This window comes from Paenibacillus sp. FSL H7-0326, from assembly GCF_001955535.1.
In the GTDB taxonomy this organism is placed as follows: domain Bacteria; phylum Bacillota; class Bacilli; order Paenibacillales; family Paenibacillaceae; genus Paenibacillus; species Paenibacillus shunpengii.
Genome location: NZ_MPVN01000001.1, coordinates 1,818,579 through 1,841,598 on the forward strand (window position 1 = coordinate 1,818,579; position 23,020 = coordinate 1,841,598).

Here is a 23,020-nt window from a genome sequence, read left to right on the forward strand (position 1 = left end):
TTCCGCTTATCCTCCCGTCTGCTTCACTTCGCGAAGCTGCCGGTTCAGCTGTGAATGGACCTGAATGGCTTCCCTTACAGCTCCGATGCGGTAGCCGGACGAAGCATAACGAATCTGACTGGCTTCATCCAGCACGACTAGATGAGGGTACCCGGATTCTATGGCAGAAGGACTCCGGAACAACTCGGGCAATGAAGTTGAATCACCTTCTGCTAGATGAACCTGACTTGGAAGCTTCTCCAGTTGGTCATTTCTCAAGTTCGTTGGGTTCCCCGTAGAGCCTGCAATTAATACGACTGGAATATTTCGTTCCGCCAGCTCCACCTTAAGATCGATAAGCTCTTTAATTAAGTGCATCGTCGGTTCTCTCTCAGGCTCGATCCAGGCAGCAAGGATGCCTCGAGCAGTATCAGGTCGCAGATTATTAGACATACTGGCTGCTGTGCCATCCTGCAAGCCCAGTGGAACATTGCTGTCTACCGTCCCCAGAACAGGGATCTCTTCCTCGCTGCTGCGGAAGGTGATATTAACTTGGGTTTCTTTACCTTCCTCCACTTCAAAGTAAGAACATCTTGCCCTCACGGTACCATCTTTGAGACGAACTCCGGTAACCATACGGTAGAAGCCTGCTTCGACTTCCAATGGTTCCGCAAACCAGTCCTTCTCGCCAAACGGAAAATGCAGAGTCACATATTTCCCATGGACAAGCCGAGCGATAGAAACATTCTCATAATAAGCAGCAGCTCCCGTCGTACCTTCTGGTGTCTCTCCAAGGTCTAGACGCAAGGTTCCGATTCGCTTGTTCACCTCATCGTTACTGCCAAGATCCGCATAGATCCAGCTCCCCTTCTGCCAATACTGCGGTTTTCGCTCGTTCGGATGCAGACGAGAGGGAATTCCGAAGCTGCGGCACATGGCAACAAACAGGATAGCGAGGGAATCCTCATCACCAGCCATCAAACGGTAAGTCCCAGCGACTGTACCTTTTCCTTTCAGATTCGGCAGATCTTCGGAGCTCATGTACTGTTCTTTCAGCTGTTCGGCCAGAAGCTCAGGTTGTTCAATAAAGGAGTCCTGCTCTTCCCGGCTATAGGCAGTCTGGAACTGCTCTCTGTATAGACCAAGCATCTCATAAGATACACGCGGACAGAGCACATAAGGAATGAACAAGCTGTCAGGCAGCATATTTCGAAGCGAGAGAGTCCTTCTCAGATGCTCGTGAAGCACAGGACGGAACGTATCAATTAAATCCTTGCTATTGAGCGATTCCAGCAAAATAAGGGGCCACTCTCCGTTCTCGGGAGAGCTTTCATTGAGAAATTCCGCAATTTCGTGACTGTTGCCGCGAGCCTTCTGCATGACTTCCCACACTCTTGACTCTGGTAAACCCAGCTGTTCAGCAAGAATTCTGCTCTCGGCCGGGGAGACAAAGCTGCCTTCAAATGCTGCACGAATAGCAGCACCTTCCTTCATTCGTTCCTGATGCATGGATTCCGCCTGCTCCGTCAGCTCCGGGAGCACCTCGCCTTCCAGCTCAGGAGGAGGAACCAGATCCAGATCCATAACGCCGCTCTCTTGTACCGGTGGAGTGGAAAGACTCAGTACCAGCTCTACCTTGTCCGTTTCGGCAACACTCACCTTGCGCTCCAGCCAGTGATCCTGATATACAGCACGAACCAGCAGATCACCATAGCCTGTCTTGAAGAAGACTTCCCCTCTCTCATCTGTTGTAAGCGCTGCAATCGGATAAAATTCCGCCATGTTATATAATTCAAACCGTACCTCCGCACCCTGCACGGCCGTTCCATCCTGATCCTTGACTGTAACCGCGAGCTCCTTCGCAGGAGCATAGTTCTTAAGAAGATTCAGCTCCGTAAACCACGGCTTGGCTATCGTAATATCTTCTGATCCATGGTAGCTGCCCAGCACCCTTGTGTTCATCAGCATTGAGCGTCGTGCCGGCGGTGTAAACCATCCTTGATTAAGGCGTGCTTCCGGTTCGCATGCACCAATATAATACCAAGTACCATCCGCCCAAGCTTCTACCCAGGCATGATTATCATCACAATGGGCCCACCTCGGCGTATATACCTGACGAGCAGGGATGCCGATGCTGCGCAGGGCAGTAACGGCAAGCGTAGATTCTTCACCACACCTCCCCCGCGCACTTCGAATCATGGTCAGGGGAGAAGCAGTTCTCAGATCGCTGCCGATATAAGTTGCCTTCTCGTAGCACCAGTAATTGGTTTCTAGAATAGCGTCTTTCATGGATAATGAACGGGTTCGATCCGCAAGCTCTGCATAAAATAGGGCCCGGCAATCCTCGATATTTTCGGTATTCACCCGCGCCGGCAGCACAAAATGCAGAAATATTTCATCAGGGACCTGCATCCCCCACGGAACCTCTTGCCGGATTCGTAATACAGACCGTACATGACTCAGAAACACCGAGCCTGGAACATCTGCAAGATCCTGCAGCGGGCTGTATGCATACACATACTTCAGCGCCCATTCCTCTTCTATAGACATCGGCTCCTGAAAAACAGCAAATATCTCATCCGCTCTGGTTCTGACAAGCTGCTGCTTCATACGAAGCTGTTTCTCCATATCCTGCATTCTCTCAGGTGTAAGTGAAAATACCGAGGTATGTGTATTCATATCCGATGACTCTCCTTCCACAGTTTACCGTCCTCACGAATAATCCACGTGCCGCTTCCGTCTGCTGCCGCAGCCGTAATTTGGAACAAATGCTTCGCTGCATAAACCTCTGGATTGATCCCCAGCTCCGAGGACCAGCCAAGCCGTGTTAAATCCTCCGTATAGCTCCCCGTCTGTTCTGCAAAATTACGCTCCAGGTAGTACAGCTTTCTCAGCTCCCACTTTATCCGTTCATCCTGAGAGATACAGAACACATCTGGACCCCCATCATCTGCAAATACGACATATCCCCACAGCTCAGGATAATGCATATTGATCAGTCCCATAGGGGACCAGACCCAGTTATCCTCCGGGTAAGGCTTGCCCGTATCCGGATGAATCACTTTGCGGTAAGCTCCATCAACAACCTCTGTCTTCCACTCCACCCTGGAGAAATTTACTCTCCAGAACTCACCTGGCAGCGGAGCGCGGTGTTCCTTCGCACATTCCTTCAGACTGGTCCAAGGTATAGCCACTTCAACAGACCATTTGCGGTTTACTGCCTCCGGATTATTGAGCTGGCCGTCAATATGCACCGCAGTTTTCAGCCCTTTCATGTCCCAGCTGTCCAGTGGAGGGCCACCGTCTCGATAAGGCTTGATAAGGAGCAAATCCCACACCGTGTTCAGCGCATTGATCTCAAACTCATAGTACCCGTGACTGTCTCCATCCGGATCAATAAAAATCTCGAAGTCATTGTCATAGAAGATCACCGAGTCACGTTCTGTCAGCGTAGCCCAGATGCTGTCCTCCCAGAGCTCAGCCCCTACATAAAAATAGTCATCGTCCCATAGCATCTTCACTCGTGTATCTTGCCTTGGCTGGGGACGGATATCGCCTTCAATATCGACAAACTTATCCGTCCACGCTGCTCTGTCCCAGAATGGCTTGTCGAGTCTTCCGTCAAGTGTCGCCTCCCCCTTCGCACGCTGGCAAATATAATGCTTCGGTTCATACGCTCCGATCTGAGGGACAGGTACCCCGCTTAGTCTCATGATGTCCCCTCCTCTTCCAGAATTCCATCCTGCCAGGCCTGATAAATAAATTGGGAGAACAGACTGTTCGACCAGGCGAACCAGGATCTCGTATAATTGTGCGGATCATCGGCATGAAAGCCTTCGTGCATATATCCTGTATCCGCATCTGTTGCTTCCAGCATTTGTATAAGTTCCAGCTTCTCTTCAGCAGACCCCGCAGTGATTCCCTGCATAGACAGTGCCATATGCCAAATAAATCGGTCTGGCGTATGCGGGCTTCCTATCCCCCGTGCATGACTCCCTTCATAATAGAACGGGTTCTCCTTGGAGAGAGCGAATCGGCGTGTATTCTGATAAATCGGATCATCTGAAGTGCAGTATCCAAGATAAGGGATAGATAAGAGCCCCGGTGTTCCTGCATCATCCATTAGACAGTAGTTCCCGAAACCGTCTGTCTCATAGGCATAGATTGGGCCAAACTCCGGGTGTCGATAAATACCATACAACATAATGCCACGGTTAATTTCTGCCTCCAGCTGCTTTAGCTCCGACACAAACTTTGAATCACGGTAGATCCGGTCTGCGAACTCCTGCATATAGCGCAGCACCACAACCGCAAACATATTTCCGGGAATGTTATAGTGAAAATCACAGGCATCATCACTGGAGCGGAAGCCGGACCAGACCATCCCCGTATAGTTGACCGGCATACCGAGTCCCTCATTTGCGAGCGTATCTTCCGGTATTCCATTATGACGCATGAATCGATAGGGAGACCGCGCCTCATGATGCTGCTCCGTACGGAAGAGATCATATATAATCCGCATTGCCGACTTAAACTCAGCATTATAGACCGCCGTATCTCCTGTCTCTTGCCAATAACGATAGGCAAGACGCATCGGGAAGCAGAGGGAATCAATCTCGAATTTGCGTTCCCACACCCATGGGGACATGTCGGTGACGTCCGCTGTGTTCCAATGCCAATCGCTGGCTGATTCATTAAATGCATTCGCATAGGGGTCCAGATGAATGTACTCGACATGCTTCTTAATGAGACCGCTTATTATTCTTCGAAGATCGGCATCCTCCTTCGCGAAGGGTACATAATGAATGACCTGTTCGACTGAATCCCGAAGCCATGATGCCGGTATGTCTCCTGTTATAACAAATGTTGTCCCGTCATCCAACAGCTTGACTGTCGTCTCCAATGTATTCGGGAAACAATTTCGAAACAGCCTGGAGAGCTTGGGCCTGTGGGAGAGCGCTTGCTCCGCCTCACCCAGCACCTGCTGGATAACTTCAGGCAGCGGAATTTTTGGAATGTGTATGCTTGGTAGTTGAAAAGAATCCATGAAAGAATAAAGCTCCTTTCTCGACCGTATCGTGAGGTATCTTAACCATGCAGCCCTAGTACCGCTCACCCATTTAGTTATGAGTGACCACCGCACCAGAACCGCCGTACATTTCAACTTCTTCATCGAACTCCAGCTTGACGACGGTAGTCAGCTCATGCGTATCCTCATGTGTCAGATGAATCCAGGTTGTACCCGGAATTTGAAACCACGGAACTCCGCCATGAATTTCGTACGTCAGCTCCTTGCCCGAATGGAGCACCGATGCCTTCTTGATTTGGTTACACAGCCCTTTGAGACAAATACTGTCCTTCGGATCTCCATGCACAAATAAATAAAGCGTCTTACGATCTGCGGAGAGCGTACTCCCTTCACCGTAGTATCGGCTCATAATTCCTTCCCTTGTCCCGTATACAGCTTCCTCATGATCTCTGATCCATTTCCCAAGTCCGAGCAAAATAGCTTCCTGTCTGTCGTCAATGGTACCGTCTTCTCTTGGTCCAATACCCAGCAGCATATTGCCGCCCATCGAGATACAGTCACAGAACATACGGACAATCTGATGCAGTGATTTGTAATGCTGATCCGTCGGTACATAACCCCAGGAGGTATTGATGGTCGTACAGAATTCCCACGGTCCTTCCGGACGCGTAATCGGCAGCCCTTGCTCCGGAGTCTTATAATCTCCGTGTCCCGCAAGGCGTGAATTGATAATGACATCTGGCTGCAGGGATTTCAGGTAATGCTTGAATACAGGAAGATTCCACTGCTCCGCACTCCGTTCCCAATCCCCGTCAAACCACAGCAGGTCTACCTGGCCATATCCGGTAAGCAGCTCCTCCAGCTGATGATTGTTGAACTCAAGAAATCGGCTCCACTTCGCCTCGTCCTGAATTCCATTTACCGGATAAGAATACTTATTCACAGAAGCCTTGTCCTCTGGCACCTTGCCCCCTTCATATACACTTGGATAATCCGGATGAGACCAGTCAATCAGCGAATAGTAGAATCCAAGTCTTAATCCTTTTGCCGCGATTGCATCCGCATATTCCCTTACAATGTCAAGGCGTGCAGGCGTTCTCTTCACTGTATTAAGATCACTGTACTGCGTGTCCCACAGGGCAACACCATCATGATGCTTAGTAGTGAGCACCGCATATTTCGCTCCCGACTGTTCGATGAGATCAGCCCAAGCCCCGGCATTATATTGAGAGGCCGTGAAGCCGTCCAGCTGCTTCATATAATCCTCATAAGTCATTCGTCCGTTATAAAAGGACCACGATTCGGCAACGCCGTCTACTGCATAAATTCCATAGTGAATAAAGATTCCCAGCTTCGCATCCTCAAACCACTTCTGCATATGGATCTGCACCTCTCAATTTATGAGATTCTGAATACATGAGCGATCGGTGCGCCACCGGTCAGCTCGCCTTCCGGCAATTCAACTTCAATCCCTTCCCCAGTCTTCGTGAACGAGAGATCCTCAGCTCCCGCCACCAGATCAACCCGGGCAATATCCTGATTATTCAGTGGCAGCAGCACCGTGCGCTTAACCTCCTGCTTCTCATCCCCATAGAGATAAAAAGCATAGGTCTGCACATTTTTTTGCGTAAAGTGAACATTGCCGATCGAATAGGGCTCACAGACCCTTGTTCCATATATGGATTCTCCATAAGCCTTCAGCCATGCCCCCATTCCCTCAATCCGGGCTATGGCTGTTCTGGACAATCGGCCGTCTGGCTGAGGTCCGACATTCAGCGCCAGATTTCCTCCCTTTGCAACAATCTCAATCAGCATATGAATCAGCTGCCGGACGGTTTTGTAGTCATCGTCGTATCTGAAAGAGAATGAGGTGCCCATCGTAATACAGCTCTCCCACGGTACATGGAGTGCTCGTTCCGGCATCGTCTGCTCTGGTGTGATCAGGTTCTCGTATGGTCCTCCCACCGTGCGATCCGCAGACAGGAGCCAAGGCTGTAATTGACGGGCCTTCTCCACCACTTCGCCAATGCGGATATTTTGAACCCTGTAGTCGTTAACCCATCCGGCATCCAGCCATAGAACATCGATACGTCCATAGTCTGTCATCAGCTCCATAATCTGCTCATGTGTAAACTGTACAAATTCCTCCCATAGCCAAGGGTACTCCTTAGGGTTATAGCTCGGACCCCGTGATGTCTTGTTTCCTCGTTCCATACCTTCCGTCCAATAATAGGGAGAATGCCAGTCTGCCTTGGAGAAATAAGCCGAGATGCCAAGCCCCCGCGCACGGAAAGCGTCAAATAGATGCTTTGTAATATCCGCATACTTATGTCTTGAGAAGGGACAATCTCTTCCGGTAATCCGATATTCGGTAGTGCGGGTATTCCACATACAGAACCCATCATGATGCTTCGTTGTAAAGTTCAAATATTTAAATCCATTATCTGCGGCAAGCTCCGCCCATTTCTCTGGTTCAAAACGAATCGGGTTGAAGGTTTTGTTCAGTTCGAAATACTCCCGCTTCATCTCTTCACCGTCAATATCCCATTCAATATCGGCACGGGACCAATCCGCATCTTCATCACTAAGAGCCCAGGACTCCACGATGCCAATCTGAGAGTAAGGACCCCAGTGCATCATCAGTCCGAGCTTCTGATCCTTGAACCATTCCAAACGTTCCAGCAATAACGGATCTTCGGGCTTGATCCACTTATCCTCGCTGCTGTAATTATGAACTCCCTGCTCTACGGCAGGTGAAGCTTCTGTCTGCGTCTGATCTTGACTCATCATATATTCCTCCTATTTAGCGAGATTTTGTATGTCCAAATCTTTTTTTTATTGCTATCATGTATAAGAAATGACCATTTCATAGGAAAAGGAGGCGGCATTTCACCTTGAGAATGGACTATTTCAAATCCAAGCTGTTTCTGAAGTACATCCTGTCCTATCTGTTCATTCTGCTAATCCCTCTCGTAATCATGACCGTGTTTATTTATGAAAATGCTGTAGAAACCCTCCGTACTGAAATTGAAAGCTCGCGTCTAGCCCAACTCTCTCAAACGAAAGTAACCATTGATGGCCGAATGAAAGAGCTCAGTGACATTGCTTCACGGATCTCTTATGATGATCGGCTCTCTTCTTATCGTGTGAACAATACACGGACCAGCCCGGAAGCGATTCGCGCTCTGGATCAGTACAAGGCGACCAGTTCCATGATTGATGAAATTCATTTATACTTCCACAACGACAAACGCATATACTCCAGCAAAGGTCTGACTGACTTTGAAGTATTTGCAGACAATTTCAGCTTTGCAAGCTGGGACAAGCCGTCCTTGTATCGTGATCTGAATGAAGTGAAGCATCCGACGGTAAGACCTGCTGATCTGGTAACCAGGACCGGAGGTGTGCAGGACCGCAAGCTGGCCTTCCTCATTCCAATCACACCCAACAGCCTTAATCCTCATGCCACCGTCATGTACTTCATTAAGGAGGCAGAGATAACCAATCTGATCGACTCGATTCTTGGCAACTATCAAGGTCTCACCTTCGTATTGGACGCAGAAGGCCAAGTACTGGCTGCGAATCGTCAAGGTGATACCCTGAGTGAGGAAGCTTCACAAACCCTGTTTAAAGAAACGGCTCCAGGCATCCATGAACAAACACTGGATGGAAAAGAGCATTCCATTGTATCGGTTCAATCCGAATCCAATGGATGGACTTATATGACGGTCATGCCGAGCTCCCAGTTCTTCAGCAGTGTGATCGATGTCCGAAGCGTCATGATTATGATCAGTGCGCTCGTACTGCTTATCGGAGCTGTCATCGCGCTCGTTCTGGCACGAATGCAGTATCGTCCGATCTCGTCGCTGGTCGAATTCGCATCCTCACGCTATCCTGAGACTCAGAATAATGGAAAGCACAGTTACCGAAACGAGCTGGAGCGAATTCGCTCTGCTCTGCAGGATTACAGCTCCCGCATGGATATACAGGAGCCTTTTGCCCGCAATCACTATCTGTCCACACTGATAAAGGTTGGAAATACCGAGCATCTGTCTCCAGAACTCACACAGCTGTTTGATCTTAATCTGAACAAACACAGTCTGTTTGTGATGGTTGTCAGCTGGAATGAAGCTAAGCCGTCAAATATGGATCATCGCAGCCGTATTATTCATCGCCTGGCTCGCTTTGAACTGCCTGAGCTGGAGGCAACGGGTTATGGAGTAGAACTGACACAGCTGGATCAATTCGCTATCATTATTAATTTTGATACCGTCGAAGCACTGGATGAACTGGCGCAAGTGAAGCAGATTACTGAGCAAATACGGAGCATGCTGATAAATACATTTGCCATTACACCCATGATTGGTACAGGCGGCTGTTATCATCATCTTCACGAGCTGAATCAATCTTATATCGAAGCCTGCTCTGCCTTTGATCTGCTCGTTCCAGGGGAATTCGGGTCTGTAGCGCTGTTTGCAGACTTATCGAAGACACCAAGCCATTCCTTCTGGATACCGAATCATGTTCAGCTCAAGCTCACACAGAGTCTCAAGCAGGGCAACTATGAGATTGCCTCCCAGATGATCCGCTCGTCCGTGGACAGTCTTACGACTTCCAAGCTGCCGGCCCTTCTCGTTCGATGCATCAGCTTTGATCTATTGAACACGATCTTAAAGACCGCTACCGAGCTGGGAGAGCATCATATGCTGCAAAGAATCGCTCCAGGCATGGTATTCAGCAGTTCTCTTAAAGAGCTGGAATCCGTTCTGCTCTCTCTTGCTTCCCAGGTCTGCACCGAGGTGGAGCAGGATTCCAAACAGGAAGAACAATCCTTAATTGACCGGATTATTGAATATATTGATACTCACTTTACAGATCACAATTTGAGCCTGGATACGATTTCCTGTGAGTTTGAAATCTCACCGTCCCATGTCAGCCGTTCGTTCAAGGACAAGACAGGCATCAATTTCGTTCAGTACATCTGGCAGAAACGACTTGATCGAATGATCCACCAGCTGAAGACAACCGATACACCGCTGAAGGATCTCATTCAGGAGGTCGGTTATCTGGATACACCGAACTTTATCCGCAAATTCAAGAAGGAAACAGGGCTTACGCCAGGACAATATCGCAAGCAGCACCGCAGCACCAATAATGATGAGGAAAGCGGCTCCGCCAGCTAGTGTGCGAAAAAAGCCAACATCCGTAAACTACGGTCTTTCGTAGAGGATGCTGGCTTTCTTCTTTTTTCACATTAGAGCAAGCGAATCTGTCTTATTGTCCTGCGGCATTCCATGTATCGTAAACTTCCTGATAAATCTCCTGAATGCGGTCCCCGCCCATCTTCTTCACCTGCTCCACGTAGCTGTCCCAATTGGACATAGGCTCTTCCCCGGTTACAAACTTTGCTTCCATCTGTGTTACATACGTGTTGAGGTCGGAGAGCAGCGCTGAGGCTTCATCCTGCTGTTCATTATTCAAGTAAGCATTCGGAAAAGGCGCTTTACCAATCGGTACGAGCTTCTCCTCATTCTCCTTGTTAATCCAATCATCAAACTCTGTTCTAAGCCCATTGGTCAGCTCAGGTGTGTTATATCCCGGGGTCAGCATGCCGAAGTTCGGTGTGATCGTGCCTCTGTACTCTTCGCGATCTCCGCCGCCTGGAACAGGAAGCCATTCTTTTTCATACGTATCCTTATTGGTGTACTTCCACAGTGTTCCTTCAGGGCCTTGGTTAAACAAGGTCTGCCCTTCGATCGTATACAGATAATCAATCCAGCGCATAGTTGCTTCCGGATGCTCATTCACACTGGTAATCGCAAAGGTGCCGTTAGCGGACAGTCCTGGATGCATTCCATAGACTGGAGAACCCTCGATCTCGCTCGCAACCGGAGTCATCAGCGGATTATTCATCGCGTCATTCGGATCTCCACCCAAGGTAAAGTAGGAGTAGTAATCGTTAAAGACCGCAATCTGATTATTCTCGCCTTTAGCTTTTTTCTGCTCAGGCGTCTGGGAGAAGGTCTCATGATCCAGCAGTTCCTCTTCCCATAGACGGTTCATGAATTCCAAATAACCCTTGTAGCCTTCCTGCATCGGACTGTAAAAAACTTGATCCTGCTTATCTACATAAACGACCGGATCGTAAATGCCCCAGAAGCCTAGGAAATACATCCGCAGATCATCCAGCTTAACCGACGTCAGTGGAATTTCGTCAGCCTGTCCGTTGCCGTTCGGATCTTCTGTCTTCACTCTCTTCAGAAACTCATACAGCTCCTCCGTTGTACCCGGAAGCTTGTCTACACCCAGGGCTTCCAGCATTTTGCCGTTATACCACATTGGACTGCGGTACCAGACAGCAGCACTGTCGATGAATGGGAGGGCGTATATATGTCCATCAGGTGTTGTAAAGGATTTGCGAATGTCGGGATTCTCATCGAACAATTTCTTAATATTTGGTGCGTAACCTCCATCAATGTAAGGCTCAAGCGGGATAAGAGAACCCTGAGTCCCGTAAGTCACCTGCTCTGCCGGTGTGAGATCCGCTGCATACAGGACGTCTGGCAGATCACCACTTGCAAAGACAAGGTTCTTCTTTGTTGCGAAGCTGTCAATCGGTGTGAGCTGATATTCGAACTTAATGTTCGTGAGCTTCTCTGCTTCCTGCAGGACCGGCATATTACTCCAGTCCGCTACACCAGCATCCTGGGACATCATGGTCATCGTGATCGGCTCGTCCACAATTGGAAAGCCCTCTTTCTTAACGCCAGTCTCCTCCGGGGTACCGGGCTCCGCCGTCTCGCCTGATTCAGAAGGTGAGGTTCCGCATGCGGCAAGCATGCTTGCGGAAAGGATCAAACTGAGAAGAACCGCTGACTTCTTACGAACTCTCTTCATGACAACAACTCCCTTTTCTGATGGTTTATATGGTAACGATCAGCCCTTTACGGAGCCGATCATAACACCCTGTACAAAATAGCGCTGCAAGAATGGATAGATAATGATGACCGGAAGCGTAGAGACGATGATAACGGCATATCGGACGAGCGCTGCTACCTCCGCTTTGTTATTGAGGGCCGTAGCGGATGTGCTGTCCATCATGCCAGAGCCTTGGGCCGACATTTCCTGCAGAACGAGAATCTGTCTTAGCACGAGCTGCAGTGGATATTTATCCGAATCATTGAAATAGATCATAGCGGAGAAGTAGCTGTTCCAGTGTCCTACTCCGTAGAAGAGCGCCATGACGGCAATGATTGGCATCGAGAGCGGTAATATAATTTTGAGAAACAGCTTCAAATTCGAGCATCCATCGATTTGCGCTGCTTCATGAAGCTCACCCGGGATTGTCCCCTGGAAGAAGGTGCGGGAGACGATAATGTTCCATACCGACGCGGCGGATGGAAGAATCAGCGCCCACATGCTGTTGATCATACCCAGCTCCTTGATCAGCAGATAGGTTGGCACAAGGCCTCCTCCGAAGAACATCGTGACCATAAACATCCCCATAAAAAAGTTTCTTCCTACAAAATCTCTTCGACTGAGTGCATAAGCTGCAGGTATGGTGACCATCAGGTTCACCGCAGTACCGACTACGGTGTATAGAATGGTGTTTGCGTAACCTGACCAGATCCGTGTATCCTGAAACACGCGCTGATACCCCTCAAAGGTAATATCTTTGGGAAAGAGCCACATCGCTCCGGAAGCAACGGCCTTTGGATCACTAATCGAAGCACTGATCATATAGACCAGCGGATAAGCGACAACAAGAAATGCAATCGTGACATAGAGATAATTCAGTGCCAGAAAAATTTTGTCTTGTCTCGTTTCTTTAATACCGGTTAGCATTGTCCAGCCCCCTCCTCTACCACAGACTATTCTCACTTGTCCTGCGTGCGATCTGATTAACTACAATGAGCAATATGGCGTTGATGACAGAATTGAACAGCCCGACAGCCGTTGAGAAACTGTACTGCGCATTCTCAAGCCCTGAACGATATACAAAGGTCGAAATGACATCCGAAGATTCCATATTCAGCGGATTCTGCATGAGGAGAATCTTCTCGAAGCCGACGCCGAGCAGACTTCCCATGTTCAGAATGAGCAGAATGGTCATCGTTGGCACCAATACAGGAATGTTAATGTTCCATATCCGCTGCAGCCGGTTCGCCCCATCAATGATGGCTGCCTCATGAAGGCCAGGGTCTGCTGCTGACAACGCAGCCAGATAGATGATCGTTCCCCACCCGGCACTCTGCCATACGCCGGACAGCACATATACCGTCTTAAACCAGGCTGGACTTGTCAGAAAGGCTGGGGCATCAAAACCAAGCCATTCAATAAAATGGATTAGAATCCCCGTTGAAGGTGAAAGGAATGCAATGATCATCCCGACCATAACGACCATGGAGATAAAATGAGGTGCGTAAGTGACGGTCTGGGCAAGCTTTTTGAAGCGCTTGTGCTTCAGTTCATTGAATGCCAGCGCCAGAATAATCGGAATCGGAAAACCAACAGCCAGCTCATATAAGCTGATCGTCAGCGTATTCCACATCAAATCCCAGAAATAATAAGAGTCAAAGAATCGAATAAAGTGATCGAAGCCAATCCAAGGGCTGCCGAATATCCCGCGAACCGGATTGTAATTCTTGAACGCAATCTGGATGCCATACATGGGTCCGTAATGGAATATAAGAAAATACAAAAATGCCGGTGCAATAAACAAATACAGCTCCCAGTTTCTCCAGATCTTCTGCCATTGCTTTCTGCTGCTTTTTGGCTTCGACATGGTCTGTTGTCTTCTGACCGTCTTGATCTCCTGCACACAGGTTCGCCTCCTTCTGTCATCACTCATCTTGGTCTTGCGCCAGGGGCAAGCCTCCAAATACAAATCCTGCTATGTCAGTTTTGTTGGCGCAGCTTTAGGATAACGATAGTGGATAACGCATCATTTCGTAAACATGTCATTTTGGCACATGGCAAAAGCGTTGATATATCAAGGTTTTTTTAGGTTGTGACCAATAATTTACAATTCAAAAATATGTTATTTTCGCACATAAGAAAGCGATTACATATGTAAAAACGGAAAAATACCAATAGAAAATGACTGTTTATTTCGATCCAACTTTACATATAATTCACCTAATTTTATTTGTAAGCGATTTTACGGTGTGAAATTAAGTGACATGTTTATTAAAAAATATAAAAAAATATCTTCGACCCGAAATTAACTTAACATGGTCGAAGATACTGTCCAAGACTATTTCATTTTTATCGTCTTAATTTCATAAGGCCGGAAGCTGAGATCAATGACTCCCTCCTGATGACTCAGCATACTCCGTTCTTTCTCCAGTGCATCGGATTCAAACACCTCGCTCAGCTTGGCAGGCCAGGTAAGGCGTGCCTGTCCATTTCCTCCAGAAGCTTCATACATTCTGACAATCCACCCCGTGCCGTCTTCTGCCGGTTTGAGTGTATCCAGAATGACATGCTGACTTTGAAATGGAAGCAATGAATATCTTTCAGGCAAAGTACCGGAAGAAGCATTGGAGCGTGCCTTACTCAACTGAATATCCGTATTCAGCTCTGCTGCCTTGCGGAGCGTCCCTGCCTCCTGCCAGCTTCCTAGATGCGGATATAGAGAGTAGGTAAAGCTATGCTCTCCCAAATCCGCTGTGAGATCCGGCCACTTCGGAGCCCGCAAGAGAGACAATCGAATCGTGCTCTCCTGAATGTCATATCCGTATTTACAGTCATTCAGCAGACTGACACCATATCCATGCTCTGACAGATCAACGAAGCGATGTCCGCATACCTCGAACTGAGCTTGTTCCCAGCTCGTATTCCGATGAACAGAACGCTCAATGGTGCCAAAAGGAATTTCGTAGACCGCCTTGTTCGTCACGACCTGCACAGGGAACGCAGCCTTGAGCAGCTTATGCGCTTCATTCCATTCCACATGGGTCTCAAAGTCAATACGCTTGTCATGATGATAAAAAATAACGTCCTGCCGAATCGTCGACTGGCTCAGCTTCCAAGTGAACCGGAATATGTCCTTTACCTTGCCATGACTGAGCAGCTGCCGATGGACAAGTCTCGGATCATCCGCCTTCTGCTCTTCAAACCGAGGGTCGATATCCCAAGCATCCCAGTAGGTCGGCCGGTCATGGAACAGCTCCAATCGGTTGAGCTGCTCTCCAGGCCTTACAATTTCACGTGCAGCTTCCTTATCCCATAGACTCGTTATTTCTCCATTTGCTCCAAATGTGACGGAATAATAGTCCGTTTCCCACTGATCAGGGAATTCTGCGAGTGGAGACGACGATACCTGTTCCTGAGCAAGGCCGCTCCCGGTTACAATTTCCTTCTCTTTTAACCAAATGGTTCGATAACCAAAGGCTGGAATATCCTTCACAAGCACATGTAGACGCGAAGCTGGTTGTCCCTGCTCCTTCTGCTGATTATCCTGCTCGTGCTCGCTATCCGGCTGATCATCCTGCTCCTCGTGCTCATTATTCGGCTGCTCATTCCATTCATATTGCAGAGCCTGACCTGTCTCATCATAAGGAATCATATTTGCACCATGCACATCAAGGTCCACGATCGCATTTCTGGCCCATCCAAGACTGTTACATACGATATAGGGAATTCCAGCTCCATCAAGTGAAACGTGCTCTGCGATTTGCTGCAAACGTTCAGCTAACACTTCCGAGCCGATGTTAAAAATCTGTTTATACTCCTCAGAAGAGGTCTCGTAAGTTTCCGTAATGGCAGAGCCAGGGATGATATCATGGAATTGATTCAGCAGAATCAGCTTCCACCCTTGCTCCAAATTCACGGATTCGATATGACCATTGTTATGCTCTCCCCCTGCCAGCTTACTCAGACTGTGCCATACTTCAGCCTCTCTATACAGAACTTCTGCCTTTCGGTTAGCCCGTTTATTCCTGGCATGAGTCGTATAGGTACCTCTGTGCAGCTCCAGATATAAATCCCCATACCATTTGGGAAGCCGGTGCCGGGCCTCTTCCGTCGTCTGGAAGAATGCTGCAGCAGTACTGTACCGAACCTCCGGCTGTCCAACGAGCAGCTCACTGCGGTCCATGTATTCCAGCATCTCCCGGGTTACGCCGCCTCCTCCGTCTCCATGTCCATAGAGAAGCATCTGCTGTGGATGAACAGCCCGCTGCCGATAAGATTGCCAGTGCTCTTCGATATCCTTCGGCGATGTATCCTCATTCAATCCATGATTGAGATAAGAGAGCATCGGTGTACCATCAATACCGACCCATTGAAACAGGTCAAACGGAAATACATTGGTGTCATTCCAGTTCAGCTTGGTCGTCATGAAATAGCGAATACCGCCATGCTGCAGAATCTGGGGCAAGGAGGCACAATAACCAAACGTATCAGGGAGCCACTCGATCTCCGAAGTACGTCCGAATTCTTGTTCATAGAATCGCTGTCCATAGAGCATCTGCCGCATCAGTGACTCACCACTCGGAATATTCAGATCCGGTTCCACCCACATCCCCCCGACCAGCTCCCAGCGGCCTTCTTGAATGCGGCGTTTAACACGTTCATACAGTTCAGGGTCATGCTCCTTCAGGAATTGATACAGGATCGGCTGACTCTGTGCAAATTGGTACTCAGGGTACTCATCCATCAATCGATCTACGGTGGAGAAGGTTCGGCTCGTCTTGCGTACCGTTTCCCTGACCGGCCACAGCCAGGCAATATCAATGTGTGACTGACCGACCATATGCTCTATCCCTTCCGCACTTCCACCGATCTGCTTCACTAGAGCAATGAGCTGCTCCTCCAGCTCCCTTATCCGGCTTCCTTCACGAATGTCGGCTTCACTCATTCCGAGATAGCCATCCAGCGTCCGGTACATCGCTTCACGCAGTCTGACTCTCCGCATATCACTCTCCGCCAGCTGCTGTGCCGTGCCCAGTAGTGTTCGAAGGGTATACATTAAGCTCTGAACTGGACGATTCACCTTTACAAGCAGGCTGGTTATGCTGGAGATCGGTGCAGGTCTGTTCGCTTGATGGTTTAGCGGGTCAATCGGCTCTGGAATCGGATCATAGAGCTCAATCGTTAATTCCAGCTTTGAATTCTTCCCGGCATATGCCGGGTCAAGTGTCACATAGGTATGGTTCCGGTCCAAGCCTTGATAGGAAGCCCCATTGACTCTGAGGAGTCCTTCCCCGCTCCCGGCGCTAAACACAAGGCCAATGCCTTCCTTCCCCCAAGCCTCCGGCCAATTCAGTTCTTTTCTGAACAAATAGGTGATTCCATGCTGACCGGGAAACTTCGTTAGCGTAGTCCCCTCTGGAAGGGTTACTTCCTCATCATATTCACCAGGCTTGTGATACGTTGTGCTCGTCATTCCCCAATCGTTAATCTCTGTACTCTCCAGCCACTGTCTCTCGGATAGTTCCCGAATCATTCTTTGAATTCGCTGCATTTCGCTTAACCCTCCAGTACAGTAAGTTCTGTGGTCAGTGTGTCATCTACATGTCTGCCAATCCTGATGTGAAAAAGTCCTGGCTCAACAACCCGCTTATAATCTGCTCCAACATACTCCAGTTCTCCGCGTCCGATAGGAAACGTGATGCGTCTCTCCTCACCGGGTTCAAGCTCTACCTTGCGGAATCCTTTCAGCTCAAGCTTCGGTCTTGTATACAGACTTGCTGCATCCGAAATATACAGCTGAACGACTTCTGCCCCTCGGCAATCTCCTGTATTCTTTACGATGACTTCGGCTTCGACCGTATCATCTATATACATCTCGGAGGCAGACAAACGGAGATCGCTATATGTAAACGAGGTGTAGCTGAGTCCATATCCGAAGGGATACATCGGCTTACTATCCTCTTCCAAATATCTTCTACCGCGTGAGCGCTTGCCCCGGTAATGTACAGGCAGCTGACCGACATGCTTCGGTATCGAAACGGTCAGCCGGCCTGACGGATTAACATCACCGAACAATACATCGGCTGCAGCATGTCCTCCCTCCTGTCCAGGGTACCAGGCTTCGAGAATAGCATCCGCATGTGCATCGAGCCAAGGCTCTGTTATCGGGCGGCCATTAATATATATCACGATCAGCTTCTTGCCAAGCTTATGAATCTCCTGCGCCAGCTGCAGCTGTACACCGGATAAAGTCAAGGTCATCCGGTCAATTCCTTCTCCACAGTCCATGTCATTCCATGTATCAGTAACGACAGAAGCACCGGTCCGAAGATCAATGGTCCCTTCTCCAAAATCCCTTGCACTCGACCCGCCAAGCACAAGCAAGACCGTATCTGCCTGGGCCGCACAGGCAAGTGCCGCCTCAAAGCCTTCACGGCTGTCCCCTTGAATTCGGCAGCCAGGCGCATATAATACCCGCTCGGGATGATCAGCGAGCTTAGCCTTGATTCCGTCCAGCACTGTCGTTACAGCCCCATCCGGCTGAGGAGATGTATAATCACCCAATTGATTATAGGCTTGATCCGCATTGGGCCCGATGACGGCGATTACACCATGCGTCCTTGACAGCGGCAGAGCCTGGCCTTCATTTTTGAGCATTATGATTCCTTCGGCTGCCACCTGTCTTGCCAGCCGCTTATGCGCTGCGCTGCCGATGACTTCCCCGGCCTTCTTGGGGTCGCAATATGGATGATCGAACAGACCCAGCCTGAATTTCAGCGTCAGTACCCGCCGCACCGCCTGATCCAGTACTTCTATGTCTACCCTTCCTGTCTCCACGGCTTCTCCCAAATACTTCGCAAACATCTCCCCGGACATCTCCATATCAATACCGGCTGTGATCGCTTGGGCTGCGGCAGACAGACCATCCTCCGCGGTATCATGACCCCAGGCCAGCATATTGATTGCACCACAGTCGGTGATGACCATACCGTCGAAGCCCCACTCTGTGCGAAGAATGTCCTCTAGCAGTTCTTTATTCGACGTGCACGGTGTACCATCAATTTCATTGTAAGCCGGCATGATAGAAGCGGCTCCTGCCTCGACTGCACGGCGAAATGGATACAAATCAACTTCTCGCAGCTCACGCATCCCCATATGAACAGGGCCGGCATTTCTTCCGCCTTCTGAGCTGCCATATCCGGCAAAATGCTTCAGTGTAGCCGCAACAGAGGTCTGTTGATCGAGTGAATCACCTTGCAGTCCTTTAACTGAGGCCACTGCAAACTCACCAATCAGATAGGGGTCCTCACCGAAGCATTCTTCGGTTCTTCCCCATCTCGGATCACGCACCACATCAAGCACCGGCGAATACGTCACTGCTCCGCCCTGACTTCTCGTCTCCAGTGCAACAGCACGGCACATCTTGCTGTATAGCTCGGTATTCCACGTGCTGCCGATTAACAGAGGGACGGGAAATACAGTTGCACCAATGGCCATATGACCATGAGAGCATTCCTCTCCGAACAAGATCGGAATTCCGAGCCGCGAGTGCTGGATCGCATAACGCTGAATTTCATTGACCGCTTCTGCCCCCAGCTCAGGTGATAGTCCGTTCTCTATCGTTACCTCTGTCCATGGATCTGCCCTGAGAACACCATAGAGTGAGCCAATGCCGCCCTTATGCACCTGTCTGCGAAATTCCTCTGTTAAATTAATCTGACCTTCTGCGTTCTCGTACACTTTCCAGCCGAACGGCTGCACCAATTGTCCGATCTTCTCTTCCATTGTCATTTGCTTCAGCAGATCTTCCGTACGTTCTGTCACCGATTTTGCTGCATCTTTATAGATCATCATGCCAGCTCATCTCCTCTTTGTCTGTCGCATCAGCATTCACATCAAATCTATTCTTATAAGAGAGACCTTGAGGTCTATCCTTGCGAACACCATATCAGCTTTGATCTGACTGTAGAAGATAAGAGCAAAAATAACATATGGGCCGAAAATAACACACTTGCACGCTTGTTGTGGATCCATTCCAGTCAGCTGCTCAAGTACAACTAAATTACGTAACATCCTGGAACGTAAAAAAAGTCCGGCTGTCAGCCGGACTTCAATTTAGATATAGTCGTTTCATGTATACAATTATCTATCAAAAGTTAGCTAAACTATTTCACACCGTTGTACACAAACGCCTTGATGATCGAACGCTGGGCGAAGAAAAAGACGACGAGAATCGGCAGAACCAGAATAAGATTGGCTGCCATAAGAATATTCCAAGTCGCGACTCCCTCCGTCTGTCGGATCTTCGCAATCCCGAGCGGCAGCGTTCTTGCTGTTTCATTCGTCGTCATGACAAGCGGCCAGAAGTAGTCATTCCAGTGACTGATGAAGCTGAACAGAGCAATGGTGATCAGTGCTGGACGTGCCATCGGAATCATCAGCTTCCACATAATCTTCCACTCCTTGGCCTTGTCGAGTCTGGCTGCTTCAATCAGCTCCTCGGGAACCTGTTTAAAGGACTGACGGAGCAGGAAGATGCCAAAAGCACTGGAGGCAAAGGGCAGAATCAGACCCAGATGGGTATTCAGCATGTTCCAGGAGCTGAGCTGCAAATAGACGGGAAGAAAGATCAGCTGTGATGGAATCATCAAGGTAACCATTACAAGTCCGAACAAAATACCCGAGCCCTTGAACTGAAATCTGGCAAAGGCATAGGCTGCAGGGATAATCGTCAGCATTTGCAGAATCAAGATCCCAACAGCGATGAGTACACTGTTCATAAAATAATGGAGAAACGGACCCGAGTTCCAGGCCTGGATAAAATTCTGCCATTGCGGATTATTTGGTATCCAATCCGGAGGAAAAATCATCGTCTCCGGCAGTGTTTTTAGAGATGTGGAGATCATCCACGCAAAGGGCAGTGCGAAGATCAGGACCAGGATCAGCAAGCCGATGACGTTGACGACCTTCAGAACGCTGTTCATTGCGCTCAGCCCACTCCAGCTCTGCTGTCTGCCTGTGTTCCCCGCGGTCTCCCTCGTTCTAGCTGTAGGATCTATTGCATTCACTTCATTTCCTCTCCTTCCTCATGCTTACCGGTAATGGACGCGTCTTGATAACATACGGAAATAAATGATGGTAAGCAAGCCGACAATGATAAGCAGTATGACACCCGCTGCAGAAGCGTAACCGATCTTGAAGAAGCGGAAGCCGTATTCGTAAATGTAATAGACGAGTGTATTGGTCGAATTCACCGGACCGCCCTGCGTCATAATGGCAATGGTTTCAAACACCTGGAACGAACCGATCATGCTCATAATCGCCAGGAAGAACAGCGTTGGTGACAGCATGGGCAGCGTCAGCTTCCAGAAGGTCCGCAGCGGCTTGGATCGATCGAGTGCAGCGGCTTCATAGATACTTGGCGGTATGCTCTGAAGTCCTGCGATAAAGACAAGTGTATTAAAGCCGATCCCTTTCCACACGGCCACCAGAATGAGTGACATGAGTGACGTATCCGGATGCGACAGCCAATCCAGCGGCGCCATTCCAAACAGCCCGATAACCCAGTTGAGCAGCCCGTATTCCGGATCCATCAGCCAGCTCCACAGCAGGGAGATGGATACCAGAGAAATAATATGCGGACTGAAGATCGCGCCCTGAACAAACCCATAGAACAGCCCCGAGCGGTTAAGCCATAGTGCGATCAACAGTGAGAAGCTGAGTGTCAGTGCCACGGTGGCAAAGGTGTAAATTGTCGTATTCAGAAGAACCTGCATAAACTCTGAATCCGACAAAAGATCTGAAAAATTTTGCAAGCCTACATAATTCTTCGTCGGACTGACAAAATTCCAATCAAAAAAACTAAGATAGATCATATAAAAGATCGGATAAATAAAGAACACACCAAAGATCAATAGCGATGGAGATATCATTCCATAAGGTCTAAGCTTCTCCCAGAAACGAGATGTCATGCTACAGCCCTCCACCGATCGAGATCAATTCCGGAGCATTCGGCTTGGCCCCTTCATGCTCTTGCCTGATTTCATACTGCTTCAGTCTTTGACCTTCGGTATTAAAATAGTACAGACGCTCATACGGAACCGTAATGTTGACTCTGTTATCCGGTACAAGCGGCTCTAGAAAGGTCTTGATTGAGAACACGCCGAATGGAGACCCAATCTGATAGATATTCTCTGCACCCAGACTTTCCCGTGTCATGATCTCTCCATCCAGGCGAAGACCTTCCGAGGAATCCTGTGGATTCAAGAGGGCATGCTCTGGCCGGAAGCCGAAGCTTGCTATGTCCTGTGATTTTCCTTGTGCCGAATGAAGCTTGAATCCCTTGTATGGAAGCACATTCATGGCCGGAGTACCAATAAACTGGGCTGCAAATACGTTAGCCGGATCGTTGTACAGCGTCATCGGCGATGCTGCCTGCTGAATGACGCCTTTGTTCATAATAACGATCTCATCCCCCATAGACATGGCTTCCACTTGATCATGAGTGACATATACAAAGGTCGTGCCGAGCCGTTTATGCAGCTGAATCAGCTCCGTCCGCATCTGGTGACGCAGCTTCGCATCGAGGTTAGAGAGCGGCTCATCCAGGATGAACACCTGCGGCTTCTTGACCATGGCACGTGCCAGCGCTACCCGCTGTCTCTGCCCGCCGGACAGCATCTCCGGCTTCTTCTTCATGTAATCGCTGAGACCCACGATCTCAGCGATATCCTTGATGAGCTTCTCCCGTTCCTTCTTCGGCACCTTCCGATTGACGAGTCCAAACTCGATATTGTCATACACGTTCATTGTCGGGTACAAGGCATAATTCTGAAATACCATGGCCACATCGCGGTTGCCTGGAGCTACTCCGTTGACGCATATGTCATCAATCCAGATCTCACCCTTTGTCTGCTCATCCAGACCTGCAATCATTCGTAGTGTCGTCGATTTACCACAGCCCGAGGGTCCGACGAGGACGGTGAAGGAACCGTCCCGAATCGTCAGATCCAAATCCTTGATAACCTCTTCTTCCTTGAAGAATTTGCTGATTCCCTTCAGCTCAATTCTGCCCATAGTAGAGCCACCTCCCGT

The 23,020-nt window shown here is 49.1% G+C and carries 14 protein-coding genes; 1 reads left to right on the forward strand and 13 read right to left on the reverse strand.

Annotated elements, in window-relative coordinates; translation table 11 throughout:
* Positions 1–6: 6 nt before the first annotated feature.
* The 5 genes from BK126_RS08865 to BK126_RS08885 all read right to left on the reverse strand — a co-directional run bounded on the left by BK126_RS08865 (position 7) and on the right by BK126_RS08885 (position 7,795).
* Positions 7–2,658 carry a transglutaminase domain-containing protein gene (locus tag BK126_RS08865; protein WP_076312189.1) on the reverse strand — a complete coding sequence of 884 codons (2,652 nt, stop codon included), beginning with the start codon at positions 2,656–2,658 and terminating at the stop codon, positions 7–9.
* A complete protein-coding gene (locus BK126_RS08870; RefSeq protein WP_076312190.1) occupies positions 2,655–3,692 on the reverse strand; it encodes a carbohydrate-binding family 9-like protein in 1,038 nt (345 codons plus the stop codon). Before BK126_RS08870 ends, BK126_RS08865 begins: the two co-directional genes overlap by 4 nt.
* Complete coding sequence (locus BK126_RS08875; protein WP_076312191.1) at positions 3,689–5,026, reverse strand: glycoside hydrolase family 125 protein; 1,338 nt, start codon at positions 5,024–5,026, stop codon at positions 3,689–3,691. Before BK126_RS08875 ends, BK126_RS08870 begins: the two co-directional genes overlap by 4 nt.
* Before the next feature lie 73 nt (positions 5,027–5,099).
* Complete coding sequence (locus BK126_RS08880; protein ID WP_076312192.1) at positions 5,100–6,386, reverse strand: alpha-L-fucosidase; 1,287 nt, start codon at positions 6,384–6,386, stop codon at positions 5,100–5,102.
* 20 nt (positions 6,387–6,406) lie between these two features.
* Positions 6,407–7,795, reverse strand: a complete 1,389-nt coding sequence (locus BK126_RS08885) for an alpha-L-fucosidase (protein ID WP_076312193.1) — start codon at positions 7,793–7,795, stop codon at positions 6,407–6,409.
* A gap of 113 nt (positions 7,796–7,908) precedes the next feature.
* Here BK126_RS08885 and BK126_RS08890 point away from each other — a divergent pair, with 113 nt between their 5' ends.
* Positions 7,909–10,191, forward strand: coding sequence for a helix-turn-helix domain-containing protein (locus BK126_RS08890; protein ID WP_256702794.1), 2,283 nt, complete (start codon positions 7,909–7,911; stop codon positions 10,189–10,191).
* 91 nt (positions 10,192–10,282) lie between these two features.
* Here BK126_RS08890 and BK126_RS08895 read toward each other — a convergent pair whose 3' ends face one another.
* The 8 genes from BK126_RS08895 to BK126_RS08930 form a co-directional block, all read right to left on the reverse strand.
* Positions 10,283–11,905 carry an extracellular solute-binding protein gene (locus tag BK126_RS08895; RefSeq protein WP_076312195.1) on the reverse strand — a complete coding sequence of 541 codons (1,623 nt, stop codon included), beginning with the start codon at positions 11,903–11,905 and terminating at the stop codon, positions 10,283–10,285.
* Between the two features lie 39 nt (positions 11,906–11,944).
* Positions 11,945–12,853 carry a carbohydrate ABC transporter permease gene (locus tag BK126_RS08900; RefSeq protein ID WP_076312196.1) on the reverse strand — a complete coding sequence of 303 codons (909 nt, stop codon included), beginning with the start codon at positions 12,851–12,853 and terminating at the stop codon, positions 11,945–11,947.
* Between the two features lie 16 nt (positions 12,854–12,869).
* On the reverse strand, positions 12,870–13,793 hold the full coding sequence (locus BK126_RS08905) for an ABC transporter permease (protein WP_076312623.1): 924 nt from the start codon (positions 13,791–13,793) through the stop codon (positions 12,870–12,872).
* A 471-nt stretch (positions 13,794–14,264) separates the two neighbouring features.
* Positions 14,265–17,477: an alpha-mannosidase gene (locus BK126_RS08910; protein ID WP_076312197.1), complete on the reverse strand. Its 3,213-nt coding sequence runs from the start codon at positions 17,475–17,477 to the stop codon at positions 14,265–14,267.
* Between the two features lie 5 nt (positions 17,478–17,482).
* Complete coding sequence (locus BK126_RS08915; RefSeq protein ID WP_179085526.1) at positions 17,483–19,780, reverse strand: glycoside hydrolase family 3 N-terminal domain-containing protein; 2,298 nt, start codon at positions 19,778–19,780, stop codon at positions 17,483–17,485.
* A gap of 311 nt (positions 19,781–20,091) precedes the next feature.
* Positions 20,092–20,910: a carbohydrate ABC transporter permease gene (locus tag BK126_RS08920; RefSeq protein ID WP_047913487.1), complete on the reverse strand. Its 819-nt coding sequence runs from the start codon at positions 20,908–20,910 to the stop codon at positions 20,092–20,094.
* 108 nt (positions 20,911–21,018) lie between these two features.
* Positions 21,019–21,897, reverse strand: a complete 879-nt coding sequence (locus tag BK126_RS08925; protein WP_076312198.1) for a carbohydrate ABC transporter permease — start codon at positions 21,895–21,897, stop codon at positions 21,019–21,021.
* A 1-nt stretch (position 21,898) separates the two neighbouring features.
* Positions 21,899–23,002 (reverse strand): ABC transporter ATP-binding protein, encoded by a 1,104-nt coding sequence (locus BK126_RS08930; RefSeq protein ID WP_076312199.1) that lies wholly within the window; start codon positions 23,000–23,002, stop codon positions 21,899–21,901.
* Positions 23,003–23,020: the final 18 nt, after the last annotated feature.

Bases quoted from the DNA above. Each gene is read 5' to 3' on its own strand.
- BK126_RS08915 (WP_179085526.1), bottom strand. From the start codon at position 19,780: ATGATGATCTATAAAGATGCAGCAAAATCGGTGACAGAACGTACGGAA.
- BK126_RS08880 (WP_076312192.1), bottom strand. From the start codon at position 6,386: ATGCAGAAGTGGTTTGAGGATGCGAAGCTGGGAATCTTTATTCACTAT.
- BK126_RS08910 (WP_076312197.1), bottom strand. From the start codon at position 17,477: ATGCAGCGAATTCAAAGAATGATTCGGGAACTATCCGAGAGACAGTGG.
- BK126_RS08900 (WP_076312196.1), bottom strand. From the start codon at position 12,853: ATGCTAACCGGTATTAAAGAAACGAGACAAGACAAAATTTTTCTGGCA.
- BK126_RS08895 (WP_076312195.1), bottom strand. From the start codon at position 11,905: ATGAAGAGAGTTCGTAAGAAGTCAGCGGTTCTTCTCAGTTTGATCCTT.
- BK126_RS08885 (WP_076312193.1), bottom strand. From the start codon at position 7,795: ATGAGTCAAGATCAGACGCAGACAGAAGCTTCACCTGCCGTAGAGCAG.
- BK126_RS08905 (WP_076312623.1), bottom strand. From the start codon at position 13,793: ATGTCGAAGCCAAAAAGCAGCAGAAAGCAATGGCAGAAGATCTGGAGA.
- BK126_RS08925 (WP_076312198.1), bottom strand. From the start codon at position 21,897: ATGACATCTCGTTTCTGGGAGAAGCTTAGACCTTATGGAATGATATCT.
- BK126_RS08865 (WP_076312189.1), bottom strand. From the start codon at position 2,658: ATGAATACACATACCTCGGTATTTTCACTTACACCTGAGAGAATGCAG.
- BK126_RS08920 (WP_047913487.1), bottom strand. From the start codon at position 20,910: ATGAACAGCGTTCTGAAGGTCGTCAACGTCATCGGCTTGCTGATCCTG.
- BK126_RS08930 (WP_076312199.1), bottom strand. From the start codon at position 23,002: ATGGGCAGAATTGAGCTGAAGGGAATCAGCAAATTCTTCAAGGAAGAA.
- BK126_RS08890 (WP_256702794.1), top strand. From the start codon at position 7,909: ATGGACTATTTCAAATCCAAGCTGTTTCTGAAGTACATCCTGTCCTAT.
- BK126_RS08875 (WP_076312191.1), bottom strand. From the start codon at position 5,026: ATGGATTCTTTTCAACTACCAAGCATACACATTCCAAAAATTCCGCTG.
- BK126_RS08870 (WP_076312190.1), bottom strand. From the start codon at position 3,692: ATGAGACTAAGCGGGGTACCTGTCCCTCAGATCGGAGCGTATGAACCG.